The sequence below is a fragment of the Bordetella genomosp. 13 genome (assembly GCF_002119665.1).
Taxonomy (GTDB): Bacteria; Pseudomonadota; Gammaproteobacteria; order Burkholderiales; family Burkholderiaceae_B; genus Bordetella.
The window spans coordinates 2,226,772-2,247,322 of sequence record NZ_CP021111.1 but is presented as its reverse complement, the minus strand read 5'-3'; the positions used below and the strand labels follow the sequence as shown (position 1 = coordinate 2,247,322).

Here is a 20,551-nt window from a genome sequence, read left to right as displayed (position 1 = left end):
ATGAATAAGCCCGACGACGAAGCCATCCTGCGGACCGTGGGCGCCGCGCCGCGCATCGAACGCGTGCGGCTGCGCACGGTGGACATGCCGTTGAAGAAACCCGTGCGCACCGCAGCGGGACTGGTCGCGAGCGCGGCACTCGTGCTGGTCGACCTGGACTGCGACACGGGGGTGACGGGCAGCACTTACGCGTTCACCGACACGCCGGTGGCCCTGGGCGCCATCCGCCGCCTGCTGCAGGACCTGGCGCCTGCGCTGGTGGGCATGGCGGTGGCGCCCGCGGCGCTGTACATGTCGCTGCGCCATCGCCTGCGCCTGCTTGGCACGCCGGGCCTGGCCGGCATCGCGCTGGCGGCCCTGGACATGGCGGCGTGGGACGCGCTGGCCCGCACCGCGCGCATGCCGCTGGCACGGCTGCTGGGCGGCGAGCCGGGCCCGGTGCGCGCCTATGCCAGCTTCGGCATGGCGGGCGTGGACACCGCGGTGCGAGACGTGAGCGACGCGGTCGAGGCGGGCTTTCGCGCCGTGAAGGTGAAGATCGGCTATCCCACCCTGGCGGAAGACCTGGCCGTGGTGCGCGCGGCCCGCCGCGCGGCGGGCGAGGGCGTGGACCTCCTGGTGGACTACAACCAGTACCTCAGCGTGGCCGACGCCATCGTGCGCTGCGTCGCGTTGGACGCGGAAGGCGTCGCGTGGATAGAAGAGCCCACCGCGTATGACGACTACGCCGGCATGGCCCGCATCGCCGCGGCGGTGCGCACGCCGATCCAGCTGGGCGAGAACCTGTGGGGGTGCCGCGAGGTAGCCAAGAGCATCGCCGCGAATGCTTCGGACCTGATGATGCTGGACCTGATGAAGGCGGGCGGCGTCACCGGATGGATGCGCTGCGCGGGCCTGTGCGATGCTGCGGGCCTGCCCGTGTCCGCGCACGTGTTCCCCGAGGTCAGCGCGCAGCTGTTGCGCGTCACGCCCAACCCGCACTACCTCGAGCGCATCGACCTGGCCGCGCCGCTGCTGCAGGCGCCGCTGGCGTTCGACCAGGGCTTGGCCATCGTGTCCGAAACGGTGGGCAGCGGCATAGACTGGGACGAGCAGGCGGTGGCGCGCTTCCTGGTCTGAGGCCGGGCGCGATGGATCCGTCCGCTGCCTTGCTGACGGCTGTCCGGGCTTGCCATGATCGGGCCCGAAGCCGCGGCTCGCCGGCCTTCCTGCTGTGCGCGCCGCTTGGGCCCGCAAGCGATGTCGGCGGTTGGCTGCCGCTGCTGGACGACCACGAACAGCGGCGGTGCATGGCGCTGCGCGATCCGCGCCACGCGCATGTCTATGCCGCCTCGCACGCGCTGCTGCGCTGCGTGTTGGCCGCGGTGCTGGACCGTGGGCCGCAACGCATCGCGTATGCGCGGGACGGCCGGGGCAAGCCGCGCCTGGCGGACGGCTGCGGCGTCGACTTCAACCTGTCGCATACGCGCGGCATGTGCCTGGTGGGCGTGCGCGCGCAGGGGCGCATCGGCGTGGACGTGGAGTACGTGGATCCGCTGCACCCGCTGCTGGCGCGCGCGGCGCGGCTTCGCGCGCCCGGCGAGGCGCCCATCACGCCGGCGCGGCAGCACGTCGACGCCCACGCACGCGCCGTGTTCGCGTCATGGGTGCGCAAAGAGGCGCTGCTGAAGTCGGATGGCCGCGGCCTGGCCCAGGGCTCGCCCCGCGATCTGTGCCTGGTACGCGATGCCGGAGGGGCGTGGCGCGATCCCCGCGAGGACGCGGTGGTGTACGACCTGGGCGTATCGGCCCGGCATCGCGCGGCCGTGAGCCTGATGCCGCCGGCGCGCGCGCCGCTGCTGTGGCGGCTGCCCGTCGCGCCGGGGTAGGGCCAGCGGTCTGGTCTGCTCGACGGGGCAGGCGCCGTCCGGCGCCGGCCCTGCCTCAGTTGCCCAGCTTGCCGCGCTGCTGGCTGACCTTGGCCAGCGTTTCCTCGAACTGCGCGAGGCGCTGCTTTTCCTGCGCGACCACGGCAGGCGGCGCGCGATCGACGAAGCTGGCGTTGGACAGCTTGCCCGAGGCCTTGGCGATCTCGCCTTGCAGCCGCGCGATCTCCTTGTCCAGGCGCGCGCGTTCGGCCGCCACGTCGATCTCGACGTGCAGCATCAGGCGCGAATTGCCGACCACCTGCACGGGCGCGCCGGCGTCGGGCAGGGCCGCCACCACGTCCACCTGGCTCAGCTTGGCCAGCGCGGCCAGGTACGGCGCATTGCGGCCCAGCGTGGCGGCATCGCCCTCGGCCACCAGCGGCACGCGCTGCGCGGGCGACAGGCCCATCTCGCCGCGCAGGGCGCGCACGGCCTCGATCTGCGCCTTCAGCTCCGCCACCTCGGCCTCGGCCGCGGTGTCCACGGCGTCGGCGCTGGGAGACGGGTAGGGCTGCACGCTGACGCTGGCCACCTCGCCCGGCGCGCGCTTGCCTGCCACCACCGACACCTTCTGCCAAAGCTCTTCGGTGATGAACGGGATGATGGGATGCGCCAGGCGCAGCACCGCTTCGAGCACGCGGATCAGCGTGCGGCGGGTGCCCAGCTGCTGGGCCGGCGTGCCGGTCTGGATCTGCACCTTGGCCAGTTCCAGGTACCAGTCGCAGTACTCGTCCCACACGTAGCGGTACAGCGCGTTGGCGATGTTGTCGAAACGGTAGTCGGCGTAGCCCTTGTTGACGTCGGCCTCCAGGGACTGCAGCGCGCTGACGATCCAGCGATCGGCGAATGAAACCTCGGCGCGGCCGGCGTCGGACAGGTCATGCCCCTCGGTGTTCATCAGCACGAAGCGCGTGGCGTTCCACAGCTTGTTGCAGAAGTTGCGGTAGCCTTCGCAGCGCTTCAGGTCGAAATTGATGTTGCGGCCCAGCGTGGCATAGGCGGCCATGGTAAAGCGCAGTGCATCGGTGCCGAAGGCCGGGATGCCGTCCGGATACTGGCGCCGCGTGGTCTTCTCGATGCTGCCCGCCTGCTTGGGGTTCATCAGCCCGTAGGTGCGCTTGGCCACCAGGCCGTCCAGGTCGATGCCGTCGATCAGGTCGACGGGGTCGAGCGTATTGCCCTTGGACTTGCTCATCTTCTGGCCGTCTGCGTCGCGGATCAGGCCGTGCACGTACACGTGCCTGAACGGGATCTGGCCGGTCATGTGCATGGTCATCATCACCATGCGCGCGACCCAGAAGAAGATGATGTCGAAGCCCGTGACCAGCACGCTGGACGGCAGGTAGCGGCGCAGGTCGGCGGTGTCCTCGGGCCAGCCCAGCGTGGTGAACGGCACCAGGGCCGACGAGAACCACGTATCCAGCACGTCGGCGTCGCGCGTCAGCGGGCCCTCGATGCCCGCGGCGCGGGCCTGGGCCCGCGCATCGGCCTCGTCGTAGGCCACGAACACTTCGCCATTCGGGCCGTACCAGGCCGGAATCTGGTGGCCCCACCACAGCTGGCGCGAGATGCACCAGTCCTGGATGTTCTCGAGCCACTGGTTGTAGATGGTGGTCCAGTTCTCGGGATAGAACTGCACGCGGCCGTCGGCCACGGCCTCCAGCGCCACCTGCGTGATGCTCTTGCCGGGGTTCAGCGTGCCCTCGGGCGCGGGCTTGCTCATCGCCACGAACCACTGGTCGGTCAGCATGGGCTCGAGCACGACGCCCGTGCGGTCGCCGCGCGGCTGCATCATCTTGTGCGCCTCGACCTTCACCAGGTAGTTCTGCTTCTCCAGCTCGGCCACCACGGCCTCGCGCGCCACGTAGCGATCCATGCCCTGGAACTGCTTCGGGCCGTTCTCGTTGATGCGCGCGTCCAGCGTGAAGATCACGATCATCGGCAGATCGTGGCGCAGCGCGCAGGCGTAGTCGTTGAAGTCGTGCGCGCCCGTGATCTTGACGCAGCCCGTGCCGAACTCCGGATCGACGAAATCGTCGGCGATGATGGGGATGTTGCGATCGCAAAGCGGCAGTTCGACCTCTTTGCCGACCAGGTGCCGATAGCGCGGATCGTCGGGGTGCACGCACAGCGCGCCGTCGGCCAGCATGGTTTCCGGCCGCGTCGTGGCGATGGTCATGCCGCGCAGCGTGACCGTGCTGCCGTCCTTGTCGGTGATGGTCTGCGGGCCGTCGACGAACGGGTACAGGATGTGCCACATGTGGCCGTCGGTCTCTTCCGACTGCACCTCGAGGTCCGACACGGCCGTCAGCAGCTTCGGGTCCCAGTTCACCAGGCGCTTGCCCCGGTAGATGAGGCCCTGGCGGTACAGGCGCACGAAGGTCTCGACCACGCCGCGCGACATGCGCTCGTCCATGGTGAAATACTCGCGTGCCCAGTCGGCCGAGGCGCCCAGGCGGCGCACCTGTCCGGTGATGGTGCTGCCCGATTGCGCCTTCCACTCCCAGACCTTTTCCACGAACTTCTCGCGGCCCAGGTCATGGCGCGATACTTTCTGGGCATCCAGCTGGCGTTCGACCACGATCTGCGTGGCGATGCCGGCGTGGTCGGTGCCGGGCACGAACACCGTGTCGTCGCCGCGCATGCGGTGATAGCGCACCAGGCCGTCCATGATGGTCTGGTTGAACGCGTGCCCCATGTGCAGGGTGCCGGTGACGTTGGGCGGCGGGAACTGGATGACGTACGGCTTGGGATCCGACCCCGCGTCCACGTGCCGGCCGCCCTCGAAGTAGCCGCGGCGCGCCCATTCGGCGTACCAGCGCGATTCGATGTCGGCGGGTTCGAAACTCTTGGACAGTTCCGGTGTCTCGTTGGCAGGGGCCCCGGTCTCGGGGGCGTGATCGGGGGCGGCGGCTTGGGTCATTGCGGGTTCCGGCGATACAGGGGGTCGGCCAGATGGCCGAGCAAACCGTCGATTTTAAGATGTAAATAGGTTCTCGCCGGCATGCTAGAATGCCGGGTTACTGTAAACCTTTTCGAAGTATCTGTTTTTACTCGGAAAAACCGAAATCCCGGAGTCTTCATGTCCATCGAACGCACCCTCTCGATCATCAAGCCCGACGCCGTGGCCAAGAACGTCATTGGCCAGATCGTCGCCCGCTTCGAGCAGGCTGGCCTGAAAGTGATCGCCGCCCGCATGCAACAGCTGTCGCGCGCCGACGCCGAACGCTTCTACGCCGTGCACTCGGCCCGTCCGTTCTTCAAGGACCTGGTCGACTTCATGGTTTCCGGCCCCGTGTTCGTGCAAGTCCTGGAAGGCGAAAGCGCCATCCAGAAGAACCGCGACCTGATGGGCGCCACCGATCCCAAGAAGGCCGAAAAGGGCACCATCCGCGCCGACTTCGCCGACAGCATCGACGCCAACGCCGTGCACGGTTCCGACGCGCCCGAGACGGCCGCCGTCGAAATCGCCTTCTTCTTCCCCGAAATCAACATCCACAGCCGTTGATATCGCAGGGCCGCTCAGGCGGCCGCTACTGACATGGATTCCGAACGCGTCAACCTGCTGGGCCTGGATGCCCCCGCGCTGTCCGAACTGGTCGGGCAGTGGGGCGGCAAGCCGTTTCGCGCCCGGCAGCTGCAGCGCTGGATCCACCAGCGCGGCGCCGATTCGTTCGACGCCATGTCCGACCTGGCCCGCGAGTTCCGCGGCCAGCTGGCTCAGCACTGCCGCATCCAGGCGCTGCCGGTCAATACCGAACAGCGCTCGTCCGACGGCACCCGCAAGTGGCTGTTCGACGTGGGGCAGGGCAACGCCATCGAAACGGTGTTCATCCCCGAAGACGACCGCGGCACGCTGTGCGTGTCCAGCCAGGCGGGCTGCGCCGTCAATTGCCGCTTCTGCTCCACCGGGCACCAGGGCTTCAACCGCAACCTCACCACCGCCGAGATCATCGGCCAGCTGTGGTGGGCCAAGCGGGTCCTCGAGGCCGACGCGGGCACGGCGCGGCTGCCGGGCAGCAAGGCCTCGGCCGACACCGACACCCGCGTGGTCAGCAACGTCGTCATGATGGGTATGGGCGAGCCCCTGCTCAACTACGACCAGCTGGTTCCCGCGCTGCGCCTGATGCTCGACGACAACGCCTATGGCCTGTCGCGGCGTCGCGTCACGGTGTCTACCTCGGGCGTCGTGCCCATGATGGACCGGCTGTCGCAAGACTGCCCCGTGGCGCTGGCCGTGTCGCTGCACGCGCCCAACGATGCGCTGCGCGACGAACTCGTGCCGCTCAACCGCAAGTACCCGCTGAATTCGCTGCTCGACGCGTGCCAGCGCTACCTGGCCCACGCCCCGCGCGATTTCATCACCTTCGAATACTGCATGCTGGACGGCGTCAACGACTCCGACCAGCATGCCCGCGAACTGGTCCAGGTGGCCCGGCAGGTTCGCTGCAAGCTCAACCTGATCCCGTTCAATCCGTTCCCGGCTTCCGGCCTGAAGCGGTCGCCGTCGGCGCGCGTCAAGGTTTTCGCGCAGCGCCTGATGGATGCCGGCATCGTCACCACCGTGCGCAAGACGCGCGGCGACGACATCGATGCGGCATGCGGCCAGCTGGCCGGCGAGGTGCGCGACCGCACCCGCCTGGCCGAGCGCAGCGCGGCGCGAGGCGCGGGACGCACCATCCCCATCGCACAGGTGCATGCATGACGCAGGAAACCCTACCCCCGTCGGCGGCCGCGCCCGCCGATGCGCCCGGCACCGTGGGCGGCGCACTGCGCGCCCTGCGCACGGCGCGCGGGTGGTCGCTCGAAGACGTCTCGTCCCGCATCAAGTTCTCGCCCCGCCAGCTGCAGGCCCTCGAGGAAGAGCGCTGGGAGGCGCTGCCCACCGGCGTTTCGCTGCGCGGCCTGATCCGCAACTACGCGCGCCTGCTGGGCGCCGACGGCGACGTGATCGCCGCCTCGCTGGACGGCGTGGCGCCGTCCCCGGGGCCCGCCCGGCCGCCCGTGCGCGGCACGCACGCCCGGTCGGCCGCGGGCATGTCCATGGACGAAGAGCGCGCCTCGTCCGGTTCCTGGGGTTGGCTGGTCGCCATCCTCATCGTGGTGGCCATCGTCGTGGCCTACGCATTCTGGCAAGGCTGGCTGCCGCAGGAATGGCTGTCGTTCCAGTGGCTGGCGCACGCGCTTTTCCAATAGCCCACCCATGCAGGATTCCGCCATGACCAGCCAGGATATCCCTCCGCCTCCTGTCGGCCCGGGCCAGCGCCGCATCACGCGCGCCGTGCAGGTGCGCTGGAACGATCGCGTGGTCACGGTGGGCGGCGGCGCCCCGGTCGTCGTGCAGTCCATGACCAACACCGACACGGCCGACGCCATCGCCACGGCCATCCAGGTCAAGGAACTCGTGCAGGCCGGCTCCGAGGTCGTGCGCATCACGGTCAACACGCCCGAGGCCGCGCGCGAAGTCGCCGCCATCCGCGAGCAGCTGGACCGCATGGGCGTGTCCGCGCCGCTGGTGGGCGACTTCCACTACAACGGGCACAAGCTGCTTACCCAGTTCCCCGAGTGCGCGCAGGCGCTGTCCAAGTACCGCATCAATCCGGGCAACATGGGCGGCGGCAAGCGCCGCGACGACAACTTCGCGCAGATGATCGAAGTGGCCTGCCGCCACAACAAGCCGGTGCGCATCGGCGTCAACTGGGGCAGCCTCGACCACGAGCTCATGGCCCGCAAGATGGACGAGAACAGCCGCCGCTCGCAGCCCTGGGAAGCGCAGGCCGTCATGCGCGACGCGCTGGTGGTCTCGGCCATCAGCAACGCGCGGCGCGCCGAAGAGCTCGGCCTGCCCGGCGACGCCATCGTGCTGTCGTGCAAGGTCAGCCACGTGCAGGATCTCATCGCCGTCTATCGCGACCTGTCCGCCCGCTGCGACTATCCGCTGCACCTGGGCCTCACCGAGGCCGGCATGGGCAGCAAGGGCATCGTGGCTTCCACCGCCGCGCTGTCCGTGCTGCTGCAAGAGGGCATCGGCGACACCATCCGAATCTCGCTCACGCCCGAGCCGGGCGGCGACCGTGCCCGCGAGGTCATCGTGGCGCAGGAGATCCTGCAGACCATGGGCCTGCGCGCCTTCACCCCGATGGTGGTGGCGTGCCCCGGCTGCGGACGCACCAGCAGCACGTTCTTCCAGGAACTGGCCGACAGCATCCAGTCGTACCTGCGGCGCCAGATGCCCGTATGGCGCGCCCAGTATCCTGGCGTGGAATCCATGAACGTGGCCGTCATGGGCTGCGTGGTCAACGGGCCCGGCGAAAGCCGCCATGCCGACATCGGCATCAGCCTGCCCGGCACCGGCGAGGTGCCCGCGGCGCCGGTCTTCATCGACGGCGAGCGCACGGTCACCCTCAAGGGCGATCACATCGCCGAAGAATTCCAGGCCATCGTCGAAGACTACGTCGCTCGCCGCTACGGCGCCGTGGCGGCTCACTAGAACAAAGGAACTGGCTGCCCGGCGGTCCGCCCATGCGGACGCTGGCGGCGCGACACAGATGACGCAAGCCTTCCAGAAAGTCACCGCGATACGCGGCATGAACGACCTGCTGCCCGGCGCCAGCGCCCGCTGGGAGCAATTCGAGGCACTCGTGCGCGACTGGCTGCGCAGCTACGGCTACCGCAACGTGCGCACCCCCGTGCTCGAACATACCCGCCTGTTCGCGCGCGGCATCGGCGAAGTCACCGACATCGTCGAGAAAGAGATGTACACCTTCACCGATGCGCTGAACGGCGACTCGCTGACGCTGCGACCCGAGATGACCGCCGGCATCGTGCGTGCCAGCATCGAGCACAATCTGCTCTACGACCGTCCGCATCGCGTCTATTCCATCGGCCCGGTGTTCCGCCACGAGCGCCCGCAGCGCGGCCGCTACCGCCAGTTCCACCAGATCGACGTCGAGGCGCTGGGCTATGCCGGGCCGGACGTCGACGCCGAGCTCATCGTGATGCTGGCCCGCCTGTGGAAGCTGCTGGGCCTGACCGACGTGCGCCTCGAACTGAATTCGCTGGGCCAGCCCGCCGAGCGGGCCGCGCATCGCGCCGCGCTGATCGCCCACCTCGAACGCCACCAGGACGTCCTGGACGAGGACGGCAAGCGCCGCCTGTACACCAACCCCTTGCGCGTGCTGGACACCAAGAATCCCGCCATGCAGGAGATGGCCGACTCCGCGCCGCGCCTGTTCGATTTCCTGGGTGACGAGTCGCGCGCCCACTTCGACGGCGTATGCCAGCGGCTGGCCGATGCTGGCATCGAGTACCGCCTCAATCCGCGCCTGGTGCGCGGGCTCGATTACTACAACTCCACCGTGTTCGAGTGGGTCACCGATCGGCTGGGTTCGCAGGGCACGGTGTGCGGCGGCGGCCGCTACGACGGCCTGATCGAATTGCTGGGCGGCAAACCCGCGCCGGCGGTGGGCTTCGCCATCGGCGTCGAGCGCCTGATCGATCTGTGGGAACAGACCGTTCCCTCCGAACCCGTGCCCGAATGCGAGGTCTATGTCGTGCACCAGGGCGACGAGGCGCAGCGCCTGGCCGCGCAGGTTGCCGAGACCCTGCGCGACGCCGGCCTGGCCGTCGTGGTGCATGCGGGCTCGGGCAGCTTCAAGTCGCAGTTCAAGCGCGCCGATGCCAGTGGCGCGCGGGTTGCGGTTATCCTTGGCGGCGACGAAGTGGCCAACCGTACCGCCAGCGTGAAGTTCCTCCGCGAAGGCGACCAGGAAGGATCGCAACAGCAAGTGCCGCTGGCGCAGCTGGCGCAAGTTCTGAATACCAAGGGTTGAAGCAGCAATGGCATACGATCTCGACGAACAGGAAAAACTCGACGCGCTCAAGGCGTGGTGGGCGCGCTATGGCATGCTGACCATCATCGTGATCACCATCGTCGCGCTGGCCGCGGCGGGGTGGTCGGGCTGGCGCGCCTATCAGAATTACCAGGCCAACCAGGCCATGGGCTACTACGAGGCCCTCGAAGACGCGGCCCGCCTGGGCGGCCCCGATTCCACGGCGCGCATCAAGGCCGCCGCGCAGACCCTGCGCGACGACTACGGATCCACCGGCTATGCGGCCCGCGGCGTGCTCATCGCGGCCCAGGCGCTGGCCGACCAGAAGGACGTCGACGGCGCACGGCAGCAGCTCGAGTGGCTGGCCGGCCAGGCCGACCAGAAGGCCTTGCAGCCCGTGGCGCGCCTGCGCCTGGCCGGCCTGTTGCTCGACCAGAAGCAATACGACCAGGCGCTCAAGCAGCTCGAGAATCCGCCGGCTCCGTTCGCGGCCCTGTACGCCGATCGACGTGGCGACGTGCTGGCCGCGCAGGGCAAGCGCGACGAGGCGCGCGCCGCCTGGAAGAGCGCGCTCGACGGACTGGGCGCGGCCCATCCCCTGACGCAGATCGTGCAATTGAAACTCGATGCTTTGAGCGGAGCCTGATGTGATTCGCATCTCCCGTCCCGGCCGCATGTGGCGCGGCGCCCTGGTCCTGGCAGGCATTGCGGTGCTTGGCGGCTGCTCGCTGTTCAGCAGCGAAGACACCCGCTACGCGCCCGCCGAACTTACCGAGTACGCGCCCGGCATCTCCGTGAATGAAACCTGGACGGCCTCGGTCGGCAGCGGCTCGGGCCTGGGGTTCGTACCCACCGTGGTCGGCGACGCGGTCTATGCCGCCACGCCCGACGGCAACGTCGGCAAGTTCGACCTGCTCAGCGGCCGTCCGCTGTGGCGTGCCGACGCCGACACCGACCTGTCCGCCGGCGCGGGCAGCGACGGCACGGTCACCGCGGTGGCCACGCCGCTGGGCCAGATCATCGCGTTCGACGACACCGGCAAGGTGAAGTGGAAGGCGCAGGCCACCAGCGAGGTCAGCATTCCGCCGGTGGTCAGCAGCGGCGTGGTCGTCGTGCGCAGCGGCGACTACCGCGTCCAGGCCTTCGACGCCAACTCGGGCGACCGTCTCTGGAGCCTGCAGCGTCCCGGCCCGGCATTGGCCCTGCGCGGCGCGGCGCAGCTTATCGTCGCCCAGGGCCTGGTCATCACGGGCCTGCCGGGCGGCAAGATGATGGCCATCAACCTGAACAGCGGCAACGTCCAGTGGGAAGGCACCGTCGCCACGCCGCGCGGCGGCAGCGACCTGGAACGCCTGACCGACGTGGTGGGCGCGCCCGCGCTGGCCGGCCGCCTGCTGTGCGCGGTGGCCTATCAGGGCCGCATCGTGTGCTTCGACGTCGCCGCTGGCGGCCGTCCGGTCTGGAGCAAGGATTTCTCCAGCTCCACCGGCCTGACCGTCGACGACCGCCATGCCTACTCGTCCGACCAGCACAGCGTGGTCAACGCGTTCGCCCTCGATTCCGGCGCCAACACCTGGAAGCAGGCGGCGCTGCGCAACCGTTCGCTGACCGTCCCCGCCTCGTATGGCGGCGCGGTGGCGGTCGGCGACTATGATGGCTATGTCCACTTCCTGTCGCGCAGCGACGGCGGCCTGCTGGCCCGCCTGTCGGTGGGCAGCGACCCGATCGTGTCCCCGCCCCAGGCGACTTCGCAAGGCGTCCTGGTGCAGACGGGCGACGGCGATCTGGTCATGATCGGCATCAAGTAACCCGTTTCTTTCCGTTCTTCTACCGTGTCCTTCAAGCCTGTCGTCGCCCTGGTCGGTCGTCCCAATGTGGGCAAGTCGACCCTCTTCAACCGCCTGACGCGTTCGCGCGCGGCGCTGGTGGCCGACTATGCCGGCCTCACGCGCGACCGGCATTACGGCGAGGGCAGGGTGGGCGATACGCCCTTCATCGTCATCGACACGGGCGGCTTCGAGCCGGTGGCCAAGACGGGCATCCTGATGGAAATGGCGCGTCAGACGCGCCAGGCCATCGCCGAGGCTGACGTGGTGGTGTTCCTGGTCGACGCCCGGGCCGGCGTCAACGCCCACGACCACGAGATCGCGCGGCTCTTGCGCAAGTCCGGCCAGCAGCGCGTGCTGCTGGCGGTGAACAAGGCGGAGGGCATGAATACGGGAGCCGCCACCGGCGACTTCCACGAGCTTGGGCTGGGCCAGCCGCACCCCATCTCGGCCGCGCATGGCGACGGCATCGCCGAGCTGATCGAAATCGCGCTGCAAGACCTGGCGCCGCCGGTCGACGAGGCCGAGGACCAGGCCGACGCGCAGGCGCCGGATCACCGCATCAAGCTGGCCATCGTCGGCCGTCCCAACGTCGGCAAGTCCACGCTGATCAACACCCTGATGGGCGAAGAGCGCGTCATCGCCTTCGACCTGCCAGGCACCACGCGCGACGCCATCGAAATTGATTTCGAGCGCGACGGCAAGCGCTACACCCTGATCGACACGGCGGGCCTGCGCAAGCGCGGCAAGGTCTTCGAGGCCATCGAAAAGTTCTCGGTCATCAAGACGCTGCAGGCCATCGAGGCATGCAACGTGGTCGTGCTGGTGCTGGACGCCCAGACCGAGGTGTCCGAACAGGATGCCCACATCGCCGGCTTCGTGCTCGAGACCGGGCGCGCGGTGGTGGTGGCCATCAATAAATGGGACGGACTGGACGCCGACCAGCGCGAGCAGATCGAGCGCGAGTTCCAGCGCAAGCTGCGCTTCCTTTCCTTCGCCAAGGTCCACACGATCTCGGCACTGAAAGGCGTGGGCATCAAGCCCCTGCTGAAATCCGTCAATGCCGCGCACGCGGCCGCCTTCGCCAAGCTGTCCACGCCGAAGCTCACGCGCGAGCTGCAGGCTGCCGTCGAACAGCAGCAGCCGCCTCGCAAGGGCATCTTCCGTCCCAAAATGCGCTACGCCCACCAGGGCGGCCAGAATCCTCCGTTGGTCATCATCCACGGCAATGCGCTGGATGCCATTCCGGAGTCGTACCGCCGTTATCTCGAAACGCGTTTCCGCGAGGCCTTCAAGCTGGCCGGTACGCCGCTGCGCATCGAATTCAAGTCTTCGCACAATCCTTACGCGCAGCAGGAAAACAAATGAGCCGCTACTGGAGCCCGGTGGTGGGCACGCTAAGTCCGTACGTGCCGGGCGAGCAGCCCAAGCTGACCAATCTGGTCAAGCTGAACACCAACGAGAACCCCTACGGGCCGTCGCCCCGGGCGCTGCAGGCCATGCGCGACGCGTGCGACGACTCGATGCGCCTGTATCCCGATCCCGCCTCCGACCGCCTGCGCCAGGCCGCAGCCGCCAGCGCCGGCGTGTCGCCCGATCAGGTGTTCGTGGGCAATGGCTCGGACGAAGTGCTGGCCCACGTGTTCCAGGCGTTCTTCCAGCAGCCCGCGCCGCTGCGCTTTCCGGACATCAGCTACAGCTTCTATCCGGTGTATTGCGGCCTGTACGGCGTCGTGCACGAACCCGTGCCGCTCACCGACGATTTCCGCATCGACCCCGACGATTACCTGCCGGACGCCGGCGGGCGGGGGCCTGCCGGCGGCATCATCTTCCCCAATCCCAACGCGCCCACGGGCCGCGCCCTCGAACTGGACGAGGTCGAGCGCATCGTCGCCGCCAATCCGCAGTGCGTGGTGGTGGTGGACGAGGCCTACGTGGACTTCGGCGCGCAGTCGGCCGCACCGCTGGTGGGGCGCCACGAGAACCTGCTGGTGGTGCAGACCCTGTCGAAGTCGCGGTCGCTGGCCGGCCTGCGAGTGGGCTTCGCCATCGGCCACGAGGCGCTGATCGACGGACTGCAGCGGGTCAAGAACAGCTTCAATTCCTATCCGATCGACCGCGTGGCCGAAGCCGGCGCGGCGGCCGCGCTGGACGACGTGGGGCACTTCGAGCGCACGCGCAAGGCCGTGATGGAAACCCGCGCGCGCATGACCGCGGGCCTGCAGGACCTCGGCTTCGAGGTGCTGCCTTCGGCGGCCAATTTCGTCTTTGCCCGCCACCCCGGTCACGATGCCGCAGGCCTGGCCGCCGGACTGCGCGAACGCAGCATCATCGTGCGCCATTTTCGTCACCCGCGCATCGACCAGTTCCTGCGCATCACAGTGGGCACCGAGCCGCAATGCACGACATTGCTCGAGGCCTTGCGTGCGCTGGTTCAAGGCTGAAATCTCTAGTGGCATATTGGTCCCGGGCCAAGTGGCACGGGCCGGGAAAACCCGGTAGAGTACGTATTCCGGCGTCTGCTGCCGCTATTCAAAACAAAAGGAGCCTGGCCAATGAGCAATAAAGGGCAAACTCTGCAAGATCCGTTCCTCAACACGCTGCGCAAAGAACATGTGCCCGTGTCCATTTACCTGGTGAACGGCATCAAGCTTCAAGGGCAAATCGAATCTTTCGACCAATACGTGGTCCTGCTGCGCAACACCGTCACGCAGATGGTCTACAAGCATGCCATCTCCACCGTCGTTCCGGCCAGGGCCGTCAATTTCCAGGTGGAAGTCCCCGCTGAATAAACCTTCGGCTCCAGCAGTACCCCTTGCTGCCCGCCGCGCGTTTCGCGCCGGCGGGCATTTTCGCTGGGCGACCATTTTTCATGGCTGCCGCATCGCGGCGGTCCGGCGCCCGCCTGGCGAGCGCCCCGTATACACGCCGCGCGCCGGCCGCGCGGCAAGCGAGAAATTCCTAGCATGCGTGCATTGATCATCAGCGTCGATCTCGGCAGCCCGGACCATGCCGCGCATGCCGACGAGTTCGCCATGCTGGCCCGTGGCGCGGGGGCCGAGATCACCGGCACCCTCACGGCGCGCCGCGACCGGCCCGACGCGAAGTACTTCATCGGTTCGGGCAAGGTCGAAGAGGCCGTCGCCATGGCGCGGGGGCAGCTGGCCGACATCATCCTGTTCGACCAGCCGCTGTCGCCCGCCCAGCAGCGCAACCTCGAGCGCGAGTTCAATTTGCGCGTGGTCGACCGCGTGGCCCTGATCCTCGACATCTTCGCGCTGCGCGCCAAGAGCCACGAGGGCAAGCTGCAGGTCGAGCTGGCCCAGCTGCAGCACCTGGCCACGCGCCTGACGCGTCTCTGGACCCACCTGGAGCGACAGCGCGGCGGTATCGGCATGCGGGGCCCCGGCGAATCGCAGCTCGAAATGGACCGCCGCATGATCGGCGCCAAGGTCAGGCTGCTGCGCGAACGGCTGGACCGGGTCGAGCGCCAGCGCGTCACCCAGCGCCGCGCCCGCGCGCGAGGCGGCGCCTTGTCCGTCTCGCTGGTGGGCTATACCAACGCCGGCAAGTCCACGTTGTTCAACGCGATGACGCGTGCCGGCGCCTATGCGGCCGACCAGCTGTTCGCCACGCTGGACACCACCACGCGGCGCATCTGGATCGAAGGGGCAGGGGCCGTGGTGCTGTCCGACACGGTAGGCTTCATTCGCGACCTGCCGCCCAACCTGATCGCCGCATTCCGGGCCACGCTCGAAGAGACCGTGCATGCCGACCTGCTTTTGCACGTGGTCGATGCCGCCAGCCCCCAGCGCGACGAACAGATCGCCGAAGTGAACAAGGTGCTGGCCGAGATCGGCGCCGCCGACATACCTACCATTCTGGTCTACAACAAGATAGACAGGGCAGGCCTGGAGCCCCGGGCCGAGCGTGATGCACATGGTACGATTGCGCGCATATTCGTAAGCGCCACCGAGCGCGCCGGTCTGGATGCGTTGCGCGGGGCAATTGCAGAAACCGGCCAGATTGTGGGAAACAATGCGTCGAATCACCAAGATCTTCAATCTGAATGACCCAGGCTGGGGGCGCGGCAACAACAACGGCAACGAGCCGCCGCGCCGCCCCAGGAACGAAGACGGTCCGCCCGACCTCGACGAGGTCTGGCGCGATTTCAATAACCGCATCGGCGCATTGTTCGGCCGCCGCGGCGGCGGCAACCGGCCCAATCGGGGCGGCGGCGTCACGCCTCCATCGCCGCGCGGCACGCGCATCGGCCTGGGCGTCATCGCCGCGGTGCTGGTGGCGCTGTGGCTGGCCAGCGGTTTCTTCATCGTGCAGGAAGGCCAGGTGGCCGTGGTCACCCAGTTCGGCAAATACAAGAGCACGGCGCCCGCCGGCTTCCAGTGGCGCCTGCCTTATCCCATCCAAAGCCACGAGACGGTCAACATCTCGCAGCTGCGTACTTTCGAGGTCGGCTTCCGCGGCAACGCGCGCAACAAGGTTCTGCCCGAAGCGCTGATGCTGACCACCGACGAGAACATCGTCGACATGCAGTTCGTGGTGCAGTACCGCCTGCGCGCCGATGGCGCGCCGGACTACCTGTTCAGAATGCGCGACCCCGACGACTCGGTGCGCCAGGCCTCCGAAACCGCCATGCGCGAGATTGTCGGCAAGAAGCCCATGGACTTCGTGCTGTACGAGGGCCGTACCGAGGTCGCCACCGAGGTCCAGGCGCTGATGCAGCAGATCCTCGATCGTTATGCCGCCGGCATCCAGGTCAGCACCGTGGCCATCCAGAACGTGCAGCCGCCCGAACAGGTGCAGGCCGCGTTCGACGACGCCGTCAAGGCCGGGCAGGATCGCGAGCGCCAGATCAACGAGGGCCAGGCGTACGCCAACCAGGTCGTGCCGCTGGCGTCCGGCCAGGCTTCGCGCATGATCGAGCAGGCCGAGGGCTACAAGGCCAAGGTGGTCGGCGACGCGCAGGGTAATGCCGCGCGCTTCACGTCCATCCTGGCCGAGTACGACAAAGCGCCGGAAGTCATGCGCCAGCGCATGTACCTCGAGACCATGCAAGAGATCTTCACCAACGCCAGCAAGATCATGGTGGACTCGGGCAACAACAGCAACCTGCTGTACCTGCCCCTGGACAAGATCATGCAGCAAACCGCGAAGGACGGCGGCAAGCCGGCGTCCTCGCCCAGCCTCGGCCTGCCCGGCGCCAGCCAGCCCGCGGTGCCGCAGCCGCCTCCGCGCACGACCGGATCCTCGTCGTCCGGCGGCGGCGCTGCCGGCAATACGCTGACCCGCGACCGCATGTCGCGCTAACCCGAGGAATCCGGATCATGCCACGTCTCATGCCCATCCTGGTCGGGTTGCTCGTCGTCCTGGCCGCACTGTCATCCTGCGTCTTCATCGTGCGCGAGCGCGACTACGCCCTGGTGTTCGCGCTGGGCGAGGTGCGCCAAGTCATCAGCGAGCCCGGCCTGTACTTCAAGATGCCGCCGCCGTTCCAGAACGTCGTCACCGTCGACAAGCGCATCCTCACCATCGAATCCACCGATGCCGAGCGCATCCAGACTTCCGAAAAGAAGAACCTGCTGATCGACTCGTACGTCAAGTGGCGCATCGTCGATCCGCGCCTGTACTACATCACCTTTGGCGGCAACGAACGCGCCGCCCAGGAGCGCCTGCAGGCCCAGATCCGCGACGCGCTGAACGCCTCGGTGAACGTCCGCACGGTCAGCGACGTGGTCTCCACGCAGCGCGACAAGGTGATGGCCGAGATTCTGTCGAACGTCGCGCACCGCGCCCAGCCGCTGGGCGTCGAAGTGGTCGACGTGCGCCTGCGCCGCATCGAGTTCGCGCCCGAGATCTCCGAGTCCGTCTACCGCCGCATGGAAGCCGAGCGTACCCGCGTGGCCAACGAACTGCGCTCGATCGGCGCGGCGGAAAGCGAGAAGATCCGCGCCGAAGCCGACCGGCAGCGCGAGGTCATCGTGGCCCAGGCCTATGCGAAGGCTCAGGCGGTCATGGGCGAGGGTGACGCCCAGGCCAGCAACATCTACGCGCAAGCCTTCGGCAAGAACGTCGAGTTCTACGACTACTACAAGAGCCTCGAGGGCTACCGAGCGGCCTTCTCCAAGTCGGGCGACGTGCTGGTGGTCGACCCCAGCTCCGAGTTCTTCAGCTACTTCAAGGACCCGAACGCCTCGATGCGGCCCGCGCCCGCCGCGGCGCCTCGCCCGTAAGCAGCACCGGTCCGGTTTGCCGGGCCGCGCCGCGCGGGGCCACGCGCCCCGCCGGTCATGCCTTCGCGCGATGCATGTATAATGCCGCGTAAGCTAGAAAACATTCCGCATACGGCTGAGCGGGGCTTACGCCCTCTCAGCCGTTTTTGTTTTGGCAACGCCCCGCGCGGCGCGCGGGTGTCATCCGGATCATTTTTCATGGGTAACTGGTTGCTGCCCGAAGGCTTTGCCGATGTCCTGCCGGCCGAAGCCCGGCGCATCGAAGAGCTGCGGCGCAAACTGCTCGATCTGTATCGCACGTACGGCTTCGAACTGGTCGCGCCGCCCCTGGTGGAGTACATCGATTCGTTGCTGTCCGGCACGGGCAGCGACCTCACGCTGCGCACCTGCAAGCTGGTGGACCAGCTGTCGGGGCGTACGCTGGGCGTGCGCGCCGACATGACGCCGCAGGTCACGCGCATCGACGCGCACCTGCTCAACCGTGCCGGCATCACGCGCCTCTGCTATTGCGGCAACGTGCTGCACGCCCGTCCCGCCGACCTGCTGTCCAGCCGCGAACTGCTGCAGATCGGCGCCGAGATCTACGGCCATGCGGGGGTCGAGGCCGACCTCGAGATCCTGCGCCTGGTGCTCGAGACCCTCGAGATCGCCGGTGTGCGGCAGCCACGGCTCGACCTGTGCCATCCGGGCGTGCTGCACGCCATCTTGCAGTCCGATCCGGTCGCGTCGGCCAACACCGACGCCATCATCATGCTGCTGCGCGAGAAAGACGCTCCCGGGCTGCTCGAGCTGGGACAGGGCGCCGCGCCGCTGGGCCCTCAGACGCTGGCGGCGCTGCGCGCGCTCACCGACCTGTACGGCGGACCCGAGGTGCTGGCGCAGGCGCGCGGCGTCCTGCCGCCGCTGCCTGGCATCGCCGCCGCGCTCGACGCGCTGCAGACGCTGCTCGACGCGCTGCCCCAGGTGGCGGTCAGCATCGACCTGGCCGACGTGGGCGGCTATGCCTACCACTCGGGCGTTACGTTCGCGCTGTACGCCGAAGGCTGGCACGACGCGCTGGTGCGTGGCGGCCGCTACGACAACGTCAGCCATGCCTTCGGGCGGGCGCGTCCGGCCACCGGTTTCAGCCTGGACCTGCGCAAGCTGGCCGCCGGGCTGCCGCCCGCCGAGCGTGCGCCCGCGGTGCGGGCTCCCTGGAATCATGATCCGGCCTTGGCCGAAGCAGTGCGCAGCCTGCGCGGCGCCGGCGAGGTGGTGGTGCAGGTGCTGCCTGGCCACGAACATGGCCAGGATGAATTCGTCTGCGATCGCGAACTGGTGCTGCAGGATGGCGCCTGGACCGTCAGGACGCTTTGATTTGATGACTAACCCCCGTCCCTCCGGACGGGCCCGTGGGGAGATTTCCGGATTTCCCGAGAAACTCTAGATCTGATTTCACCATGAGCAAGAACGTAGTCGTGATCGGCACCCAGTGGGGTGACGAAGGCAAGGGCAAGATCGTCGACTGGCTGGCCGAGTCCGTCTCAGGCGTCGTGCGCTTCCAGGGCGGGCACAATGCCGGCCATACGCTGTGGATCAACGGCAAGAAGACCATCCTGCGTCTGATCCCGTCCGGCATCATGCATCCCGGCGTCACCTGCTACATCGGCAACGGCGTCGTGCTTTCGCCCGAGGCCCTGCTCAACGAGATCCAGGAGCTCGAGGCCGCCGGCCTGGACGTGCGCTCGCGCCTGCAGATCTCCGAGGTCTGCCCGCTGATCCTTCCGTACCACGTGGCCGTCGACAAGGCGCGCGAGGCGCGCAAGGGCGAAGGCAAGATCGGCACCACGGGCCGCGGCATCGGGCCCGCCTATGAAGACAAGGTCGCGCGCCGCGCCATCCGCGTGCAGGATCTCTTCAACCCCGCGCTGTTCGACGAGAAGCTCGCCGAAGTGCTGGACTATCACAACTTCGTGCTGACCCAGTATCTGGGCGCCGAGGCCATCTCGGCCAACGAAGTGCGCGACCAGGCCATGGCGCTGGCGCCGGCCATCGCGCCGATGGTCAAGGACGTCTCCAGCAACCTGTACGCCCTGCAGCAGGAAGGCAAGAACCTGCTGTTCGAAGGCGCGCAGGGCGCGCTGCTCGACGTCGACCACGGCACCTATCCCTTCGTCACCAGCAGCAACTGCCTGGCGGGCGCGGCCTCGGCCGGCGCCGGCGTCGGCCCCCAGTCGCTCAACTACGTGCTGGGCATCACCAAGGCCTACACCACGCGCGTCGGGTCGGGCCCGTTCCCCACCGAACTGGTCGACGAGATCGGCACGCGGCTGGCCACCATCGGCAAGGAATTCGGATCGGTCACCGGCCGCCCGCGCCGCTGCGGCTGGTTCGACGGCGCCGCGCTCAAGCGCTCGGTGCGCCTGAACGGCATCTCGGGCCTTTGCATCACCAAGCTCGACGTGCTCGATGGCCTGGAAACCATCCAGCTCGGCGTGGGTTATCGCGTCAACGGCGAGTTCCGCGACGTGCTGCCGTACGGCGCGCACGCCGTGGCGCAGGCACAGCCCGTGCTGGAAGAGCTGCCAGGCTGGAGCGAATCCACCGTGGGCATCACCGAGTACGCCAAGCTGCCGGCCAATGCCCGCCGCTACCTCGAGCGCGTGGCCGAAGTGTGCGGCGTGCCGATCGACCTGGTGTCCACCGGCCCTGACCGCAACGAAACCATCGTGTTGCGCCACCCCCTGAAGGGCTGA

General features: G+C 68.2%; 18 protein-coding genes. 17 read left to right on the top strand and 1 reads right to left on the bottom strand.

Annotation, left to right across the window (positions count from 1 at the left end; genetic code table 11):
- Together CAL15_RS10175 and CAL15_RS10170 are read left to right on the top strand one after the other, a co-directional pair.
- Complete coding sequence (locus CAL15_RS10175; RefSeq protein ID WP_086078482.1) at window positions 1-1,119, top strand: enolase C-terminal domain-like protein; 1,119 nt, start codon at window positions 1-3, stop codon at window positions 1,117-1,119.
- An 11-nt stretch (window positions 1,120-1,130) separates the two neighbouring features.
- Complete coding sequence (locus CAL15_RS10170; RefSeq protein WP_086078481.1) at window positions 1,131-1,868, top strand: 4'-phosphopantetheinyl transferase family protein; 738 nt, start codon at window positions 1,131-1,133, stop codon at window positions 1,866-1,868.
- Between the two features lie 55 nt (window positions 1,869-1,923).
- Here the strand turns inward: CAL15_RS10170 and CAL15_RS10165 are convergent, their stop codons facing one another.
- Entirely contained in the window at window positions 1,924-4,830 is a 2,907-nt protein-coding gene (locus CAL15_RS10165) for a valine--tRNA ligase (protein ID WP_086078480.1), read from the bottom strand.
- Between the two features lie 159 nt (window positions 4,831-4,989).
- On the opposite strand from CAL15_RS10165, the gene ndk reads away from it, so the two are divergent.
- The 15 genes from ndk to CAL15_RS10090 all read left to right on the top strand — a co-directional run bounded on the left by ndk (window position 4,990) and on the right by CAL15_RS10090 (window position 20,551).
- Window positions 4,990-5,415: a nucleoside-diphosphate kinase gene (gene ndk, locus CAL15_RS10160; RefSeq protein ID WP_086078479.1), complete on the top strand. Its 426-nt coding sequence runs from the start codon at window positions 4,990-4,992 to the stop codon at window positions 5,413-5,415.
- A 33-nt stretch (window positions 5,416-5,448) separates the two neighbouring features.
- Window positions 5,449-6,612 carry a 23S rRNA (adenine(2503)-C(2))-methyltransferase RlmN gene (gene rlmN, locus CAL15_RS10155; RefSeq protein WP_086078478.1) on the top strand — a complete coding sequence of 388 codons (1,164 nt, stop codon included), beginning with the start codon at window positions 5,449-5,451 and terminating at the stop codon, window positions 6,610-6,612.
- A complete protein-coding gene (locus CAL15_RS10150) occupies window positions 6,609-7,103 on the top strand; it encodes a helix-turn-helix domain-containing protein (RefSeq protein WP_086078477.1) in 495 nt (164 codons plus the stop codon). Before rlmN ends, CAL15_RS10150 begins: the two co-directional genes overlap by 4 nt.
- 7 nt (window positions 7,104-7,110) lie before the next feature.
- A complete protein-coding gene (gene ispG, locus CAL15_RS10145) occupies window positions 7,111-8,397 on the top strand; it encodes a flavodoxin-dependent (E)-4-hydroxy-3-methylbut-2-enyl-diphosphate synthase (RefSeq protein ID WP_086078476.1) in 1,287 nt (428 codons plus the stop codon).
- Window positions 8,398-8,455: 58 nt separating this feature from the next.
- Window positions 8,456-9,739 (top strand): histidine--tRNA ligase, encoded by a 1,284-nt coding sequence (gene hisS, locus CAL15_RS10140; RefSeq protein WP_086078475.1) that lies wholly within the window; start codon window positions 8,456-8,458, stop codon window positions 9,737-9,739.
- 7 nt (window positions 9,740-9,746) lie between these two features.
- Window positions 9,747-10,385, top strand: coding sequence for a YfgM family protein (locus tag CAL15_RS10135; protein ID WP_086078474.1), 639 nt, complete (start codon window positions 9,747-9,749; stop codon window positions 10,383-10,385).
- Window position 10,386: 1 nt separating this feature from the next.
- Window positions 10,387-11,547 carry an outer membrane protein assembly factor BamB gene (gene bamB / locus CAL15_RS10130; protein WP_086078473.1) on the top strand — a complete coding sequence of 387 codons (1,161 nt, stop codon included), beginning with the start codon at window positions 10,387-10,389 and terminating at the stop codon, window positions 11,545-11,547.
- A gap of 24 nt (window positions 11,548-11,571) precedes the next feature.
- Window positions 11,572-12,933 carry a ribosome biogenesis GTPase Der gene (gene der, locus CAL15_RS10125; RefSeq protein WP_086078472.1) on the top strand — a complete coding sequence of 454 codons (1,362 nt, stop codon included), beginning with the start codon at window positions 11,572-11,574 and terminating at the stop codon, window positions 12,931-12,933.
- Entirely contained in the window at window positions 12,930-14,009 is a 1,080-nt protein-coding gene (gene hisC, locus CAL15_RS10120; RefSeq protein ID WP_086078471.1) for a histidinol-phosphate transaminase, read from the top strand. The genes der and hisC overlap by 4 nt, the downstream gene beginning before the upstream one ends.
- A 111-nt stretch (window positions 14,010-14,120) precedes the next feature.
- On the top strand, window positions 14,121-14,357 hold the full coding sequence (gene hfq / locus CAL15_RS10115) for an RNA chaperone Hfq (protein ID WP_003810707.1): 237 nt from the start codon (window positions 14,121-14,123) through the stop codon (window positions 14,355-14,357).
- 174 nt (window positions 14,358-14,531) lie between these two features.
- A complete protein-coding gene (hflX, locus tag CAL15_RS10110; protein ID WP_086078470.1) occupies window positions 14,532-15,638 on the top strand; it encodes a GTPase HflX in 1,107 nt (368 codons plus the stop codon).
- Complete coding sequence (hflK, locus tag CAL15_RS10105; RefSeq protein ID WP_086078469.1) at window positions 15,604-16,893, top strand: FtsH protease activity modulator HflK; 1,290 nt, start codon at window positions 15,604-15,606, stop codon at window positions 16,891-16,893. Before hflX ends, hflK begins: the two co-directional genes overlap by 35 nt.
- A 17-nt stretch (window positions 16,894-16,910) precedes the next feature.
- Window positions 16,911-17,816, top strand: coding sequence for a protease modulator HflC (gene hflC, locus CAL15_RS10100; RefSeq protein WP_086078468.1), 906 nt, complete (start codon window positions 16,911-16,913; stop codon window positions 17,814-17,816).
- 198 nt (window positions 17,817-18,014) lie between these two features.
- Window positions 18,015-19,172 carry an ATP phosphoribosyltransferase regulatory subunit gene (locus CAL15_RS10095; protein WP_086078467.1) on the top strand — a complete coding sequence of 386 codons (1,158 nt, stop codon included), beginning with the start codon at window positions 18,015-18,017 and terminating at the stop codon, window positions 19,170-19,172.
- Between the two features lie 83 nt (window positions 19,173-19,255).
- Window positions 19,256-20,551: an adenylosuccinate synthase gene (locus CAL15_RS10090; RefSeq protein ID WP_086078466.1), complete on the top strand. Its 1,296-nt coding sequence runs from the start codon at window positions 19,256-19,258 to the stop codon at window positions 20,549-20,551.

What these genes read in the sequence shown, in the direction of transcription:
- CAL15_RS10175 (WP_086078482.1), top strand. Translation starts at nt 1, where the DNA reads ATGAATAAGCCCGACGACGAAGCCATCCTGCGGACCGTGGGCGCCGCG.
- CAL15_RS10170 (WP_086078481.1), top strand. Translation starts at nt 1,131, where the DNA reads ATGGATCCGTCCGCTGCCTTGCTGACGGCTGTCCGGGCTTGCCATGAT.
- CAL15_RS10165 (WP_086078480.1), bottom strand. Translation starts at nt 4,830, where the DNA reads ATGACCCAAGCCGCCGCCCCCGATCACGCCCCCGAGACCGGGGCCCCT.
- ndk (WP_086078479.1), top strand. Translation starts at nt 4,990, where the DNA reads ATGTCCATCGAACGCACCCTCTCGATCATCAAGCCCGACGCCGTGGCC.
- rlmN (WP_086078478.1), top strand. Translation starts at nt 5,449, where the DNA reads ATGGATTCCGAACGCGTCAACCTGCTGGGCCTGGATGCCCCCGCGCTG.
- CAL15_RS10150 (WP_086078477.1), top strand. Translation starts at nt 6,609, where the DNA reads ATGACGCAGGAAACCCTACCCCCGTCGGCGGCCGCGCCCGCCGATGCG.
- ispG (WP_086078476.1), top strand. Translation starts at nt 7,111, where the DNA reads ATGCAGGATTCCGCCATGACCAGCCAGGATATCCCTCCGCCTCCTGTC.
- hisS (WP_086078475.1), top strand. Translation starts at nt 8,456, where the DNA reads ATGACGCAAGCCTTCCAGAAAGTCACCGCGATACGCGGCATGAACGAC.
- CAL15_RS10135 (WP_086078474.1), top strand. Translation starts at nt 9,747, where the DNA reads ATGGCATACGATCTCGACGAACAGGAAAAACTCGACGCGCTCAAGGCG.
- hisC (WP_086078471.1), top strand. Translation starts at nt 12,930, where the DNA reads ATGAGCCGCTACTGGAGCCCGGTGGTGGGCACGCTAAGTCCGTACGTG.
- hfq (WP_003810707.1), top strand. Translation starts at nt 14,121, where the DNA reads ATGAGCAATAAAGGGCAAACTCTGCAAGATCCGTTCCTCAACACGCTG.
- hflX (WP_086078470.1), top strand. Translation starts at nt 14,532, where the DNA reads ATGCGTGCATTGATCATCAGCGTCGATCTCGGCAGCCCGGACCATGCC.
- hflK (WP_086078469.1), top strand. Translation starts at nt 15,604, where the DNA reads ATGCGTCGAATCACCAAGATCTTCAATCTGAATGACCCAGGCTGGGGG.
- hflC (WP_086078468.1), top strand. Translation starts at nt 16,911, where the DNA reads ATGCCACGTCTCATGCCCATCCTGGTCGGGTTGCTCGTCGTCCTGGCC.
- CAL15_RS10095 (WP_086078467.1), top strand. Translation starts at nt 18,015, where the DNA reads ATGGGTAACTGGTTGCTGCCCGAAGGCTTTGCCGATGTCCTGCCGGCC.
- CAL15_RS10090 (WP_086078466.1), top strand. Translation starts at nt 19,256, where the DNA reads ATGAGCAAGAACGTAGTCGTGATCGGCACCCAGTGGGGTGACGAAGGC.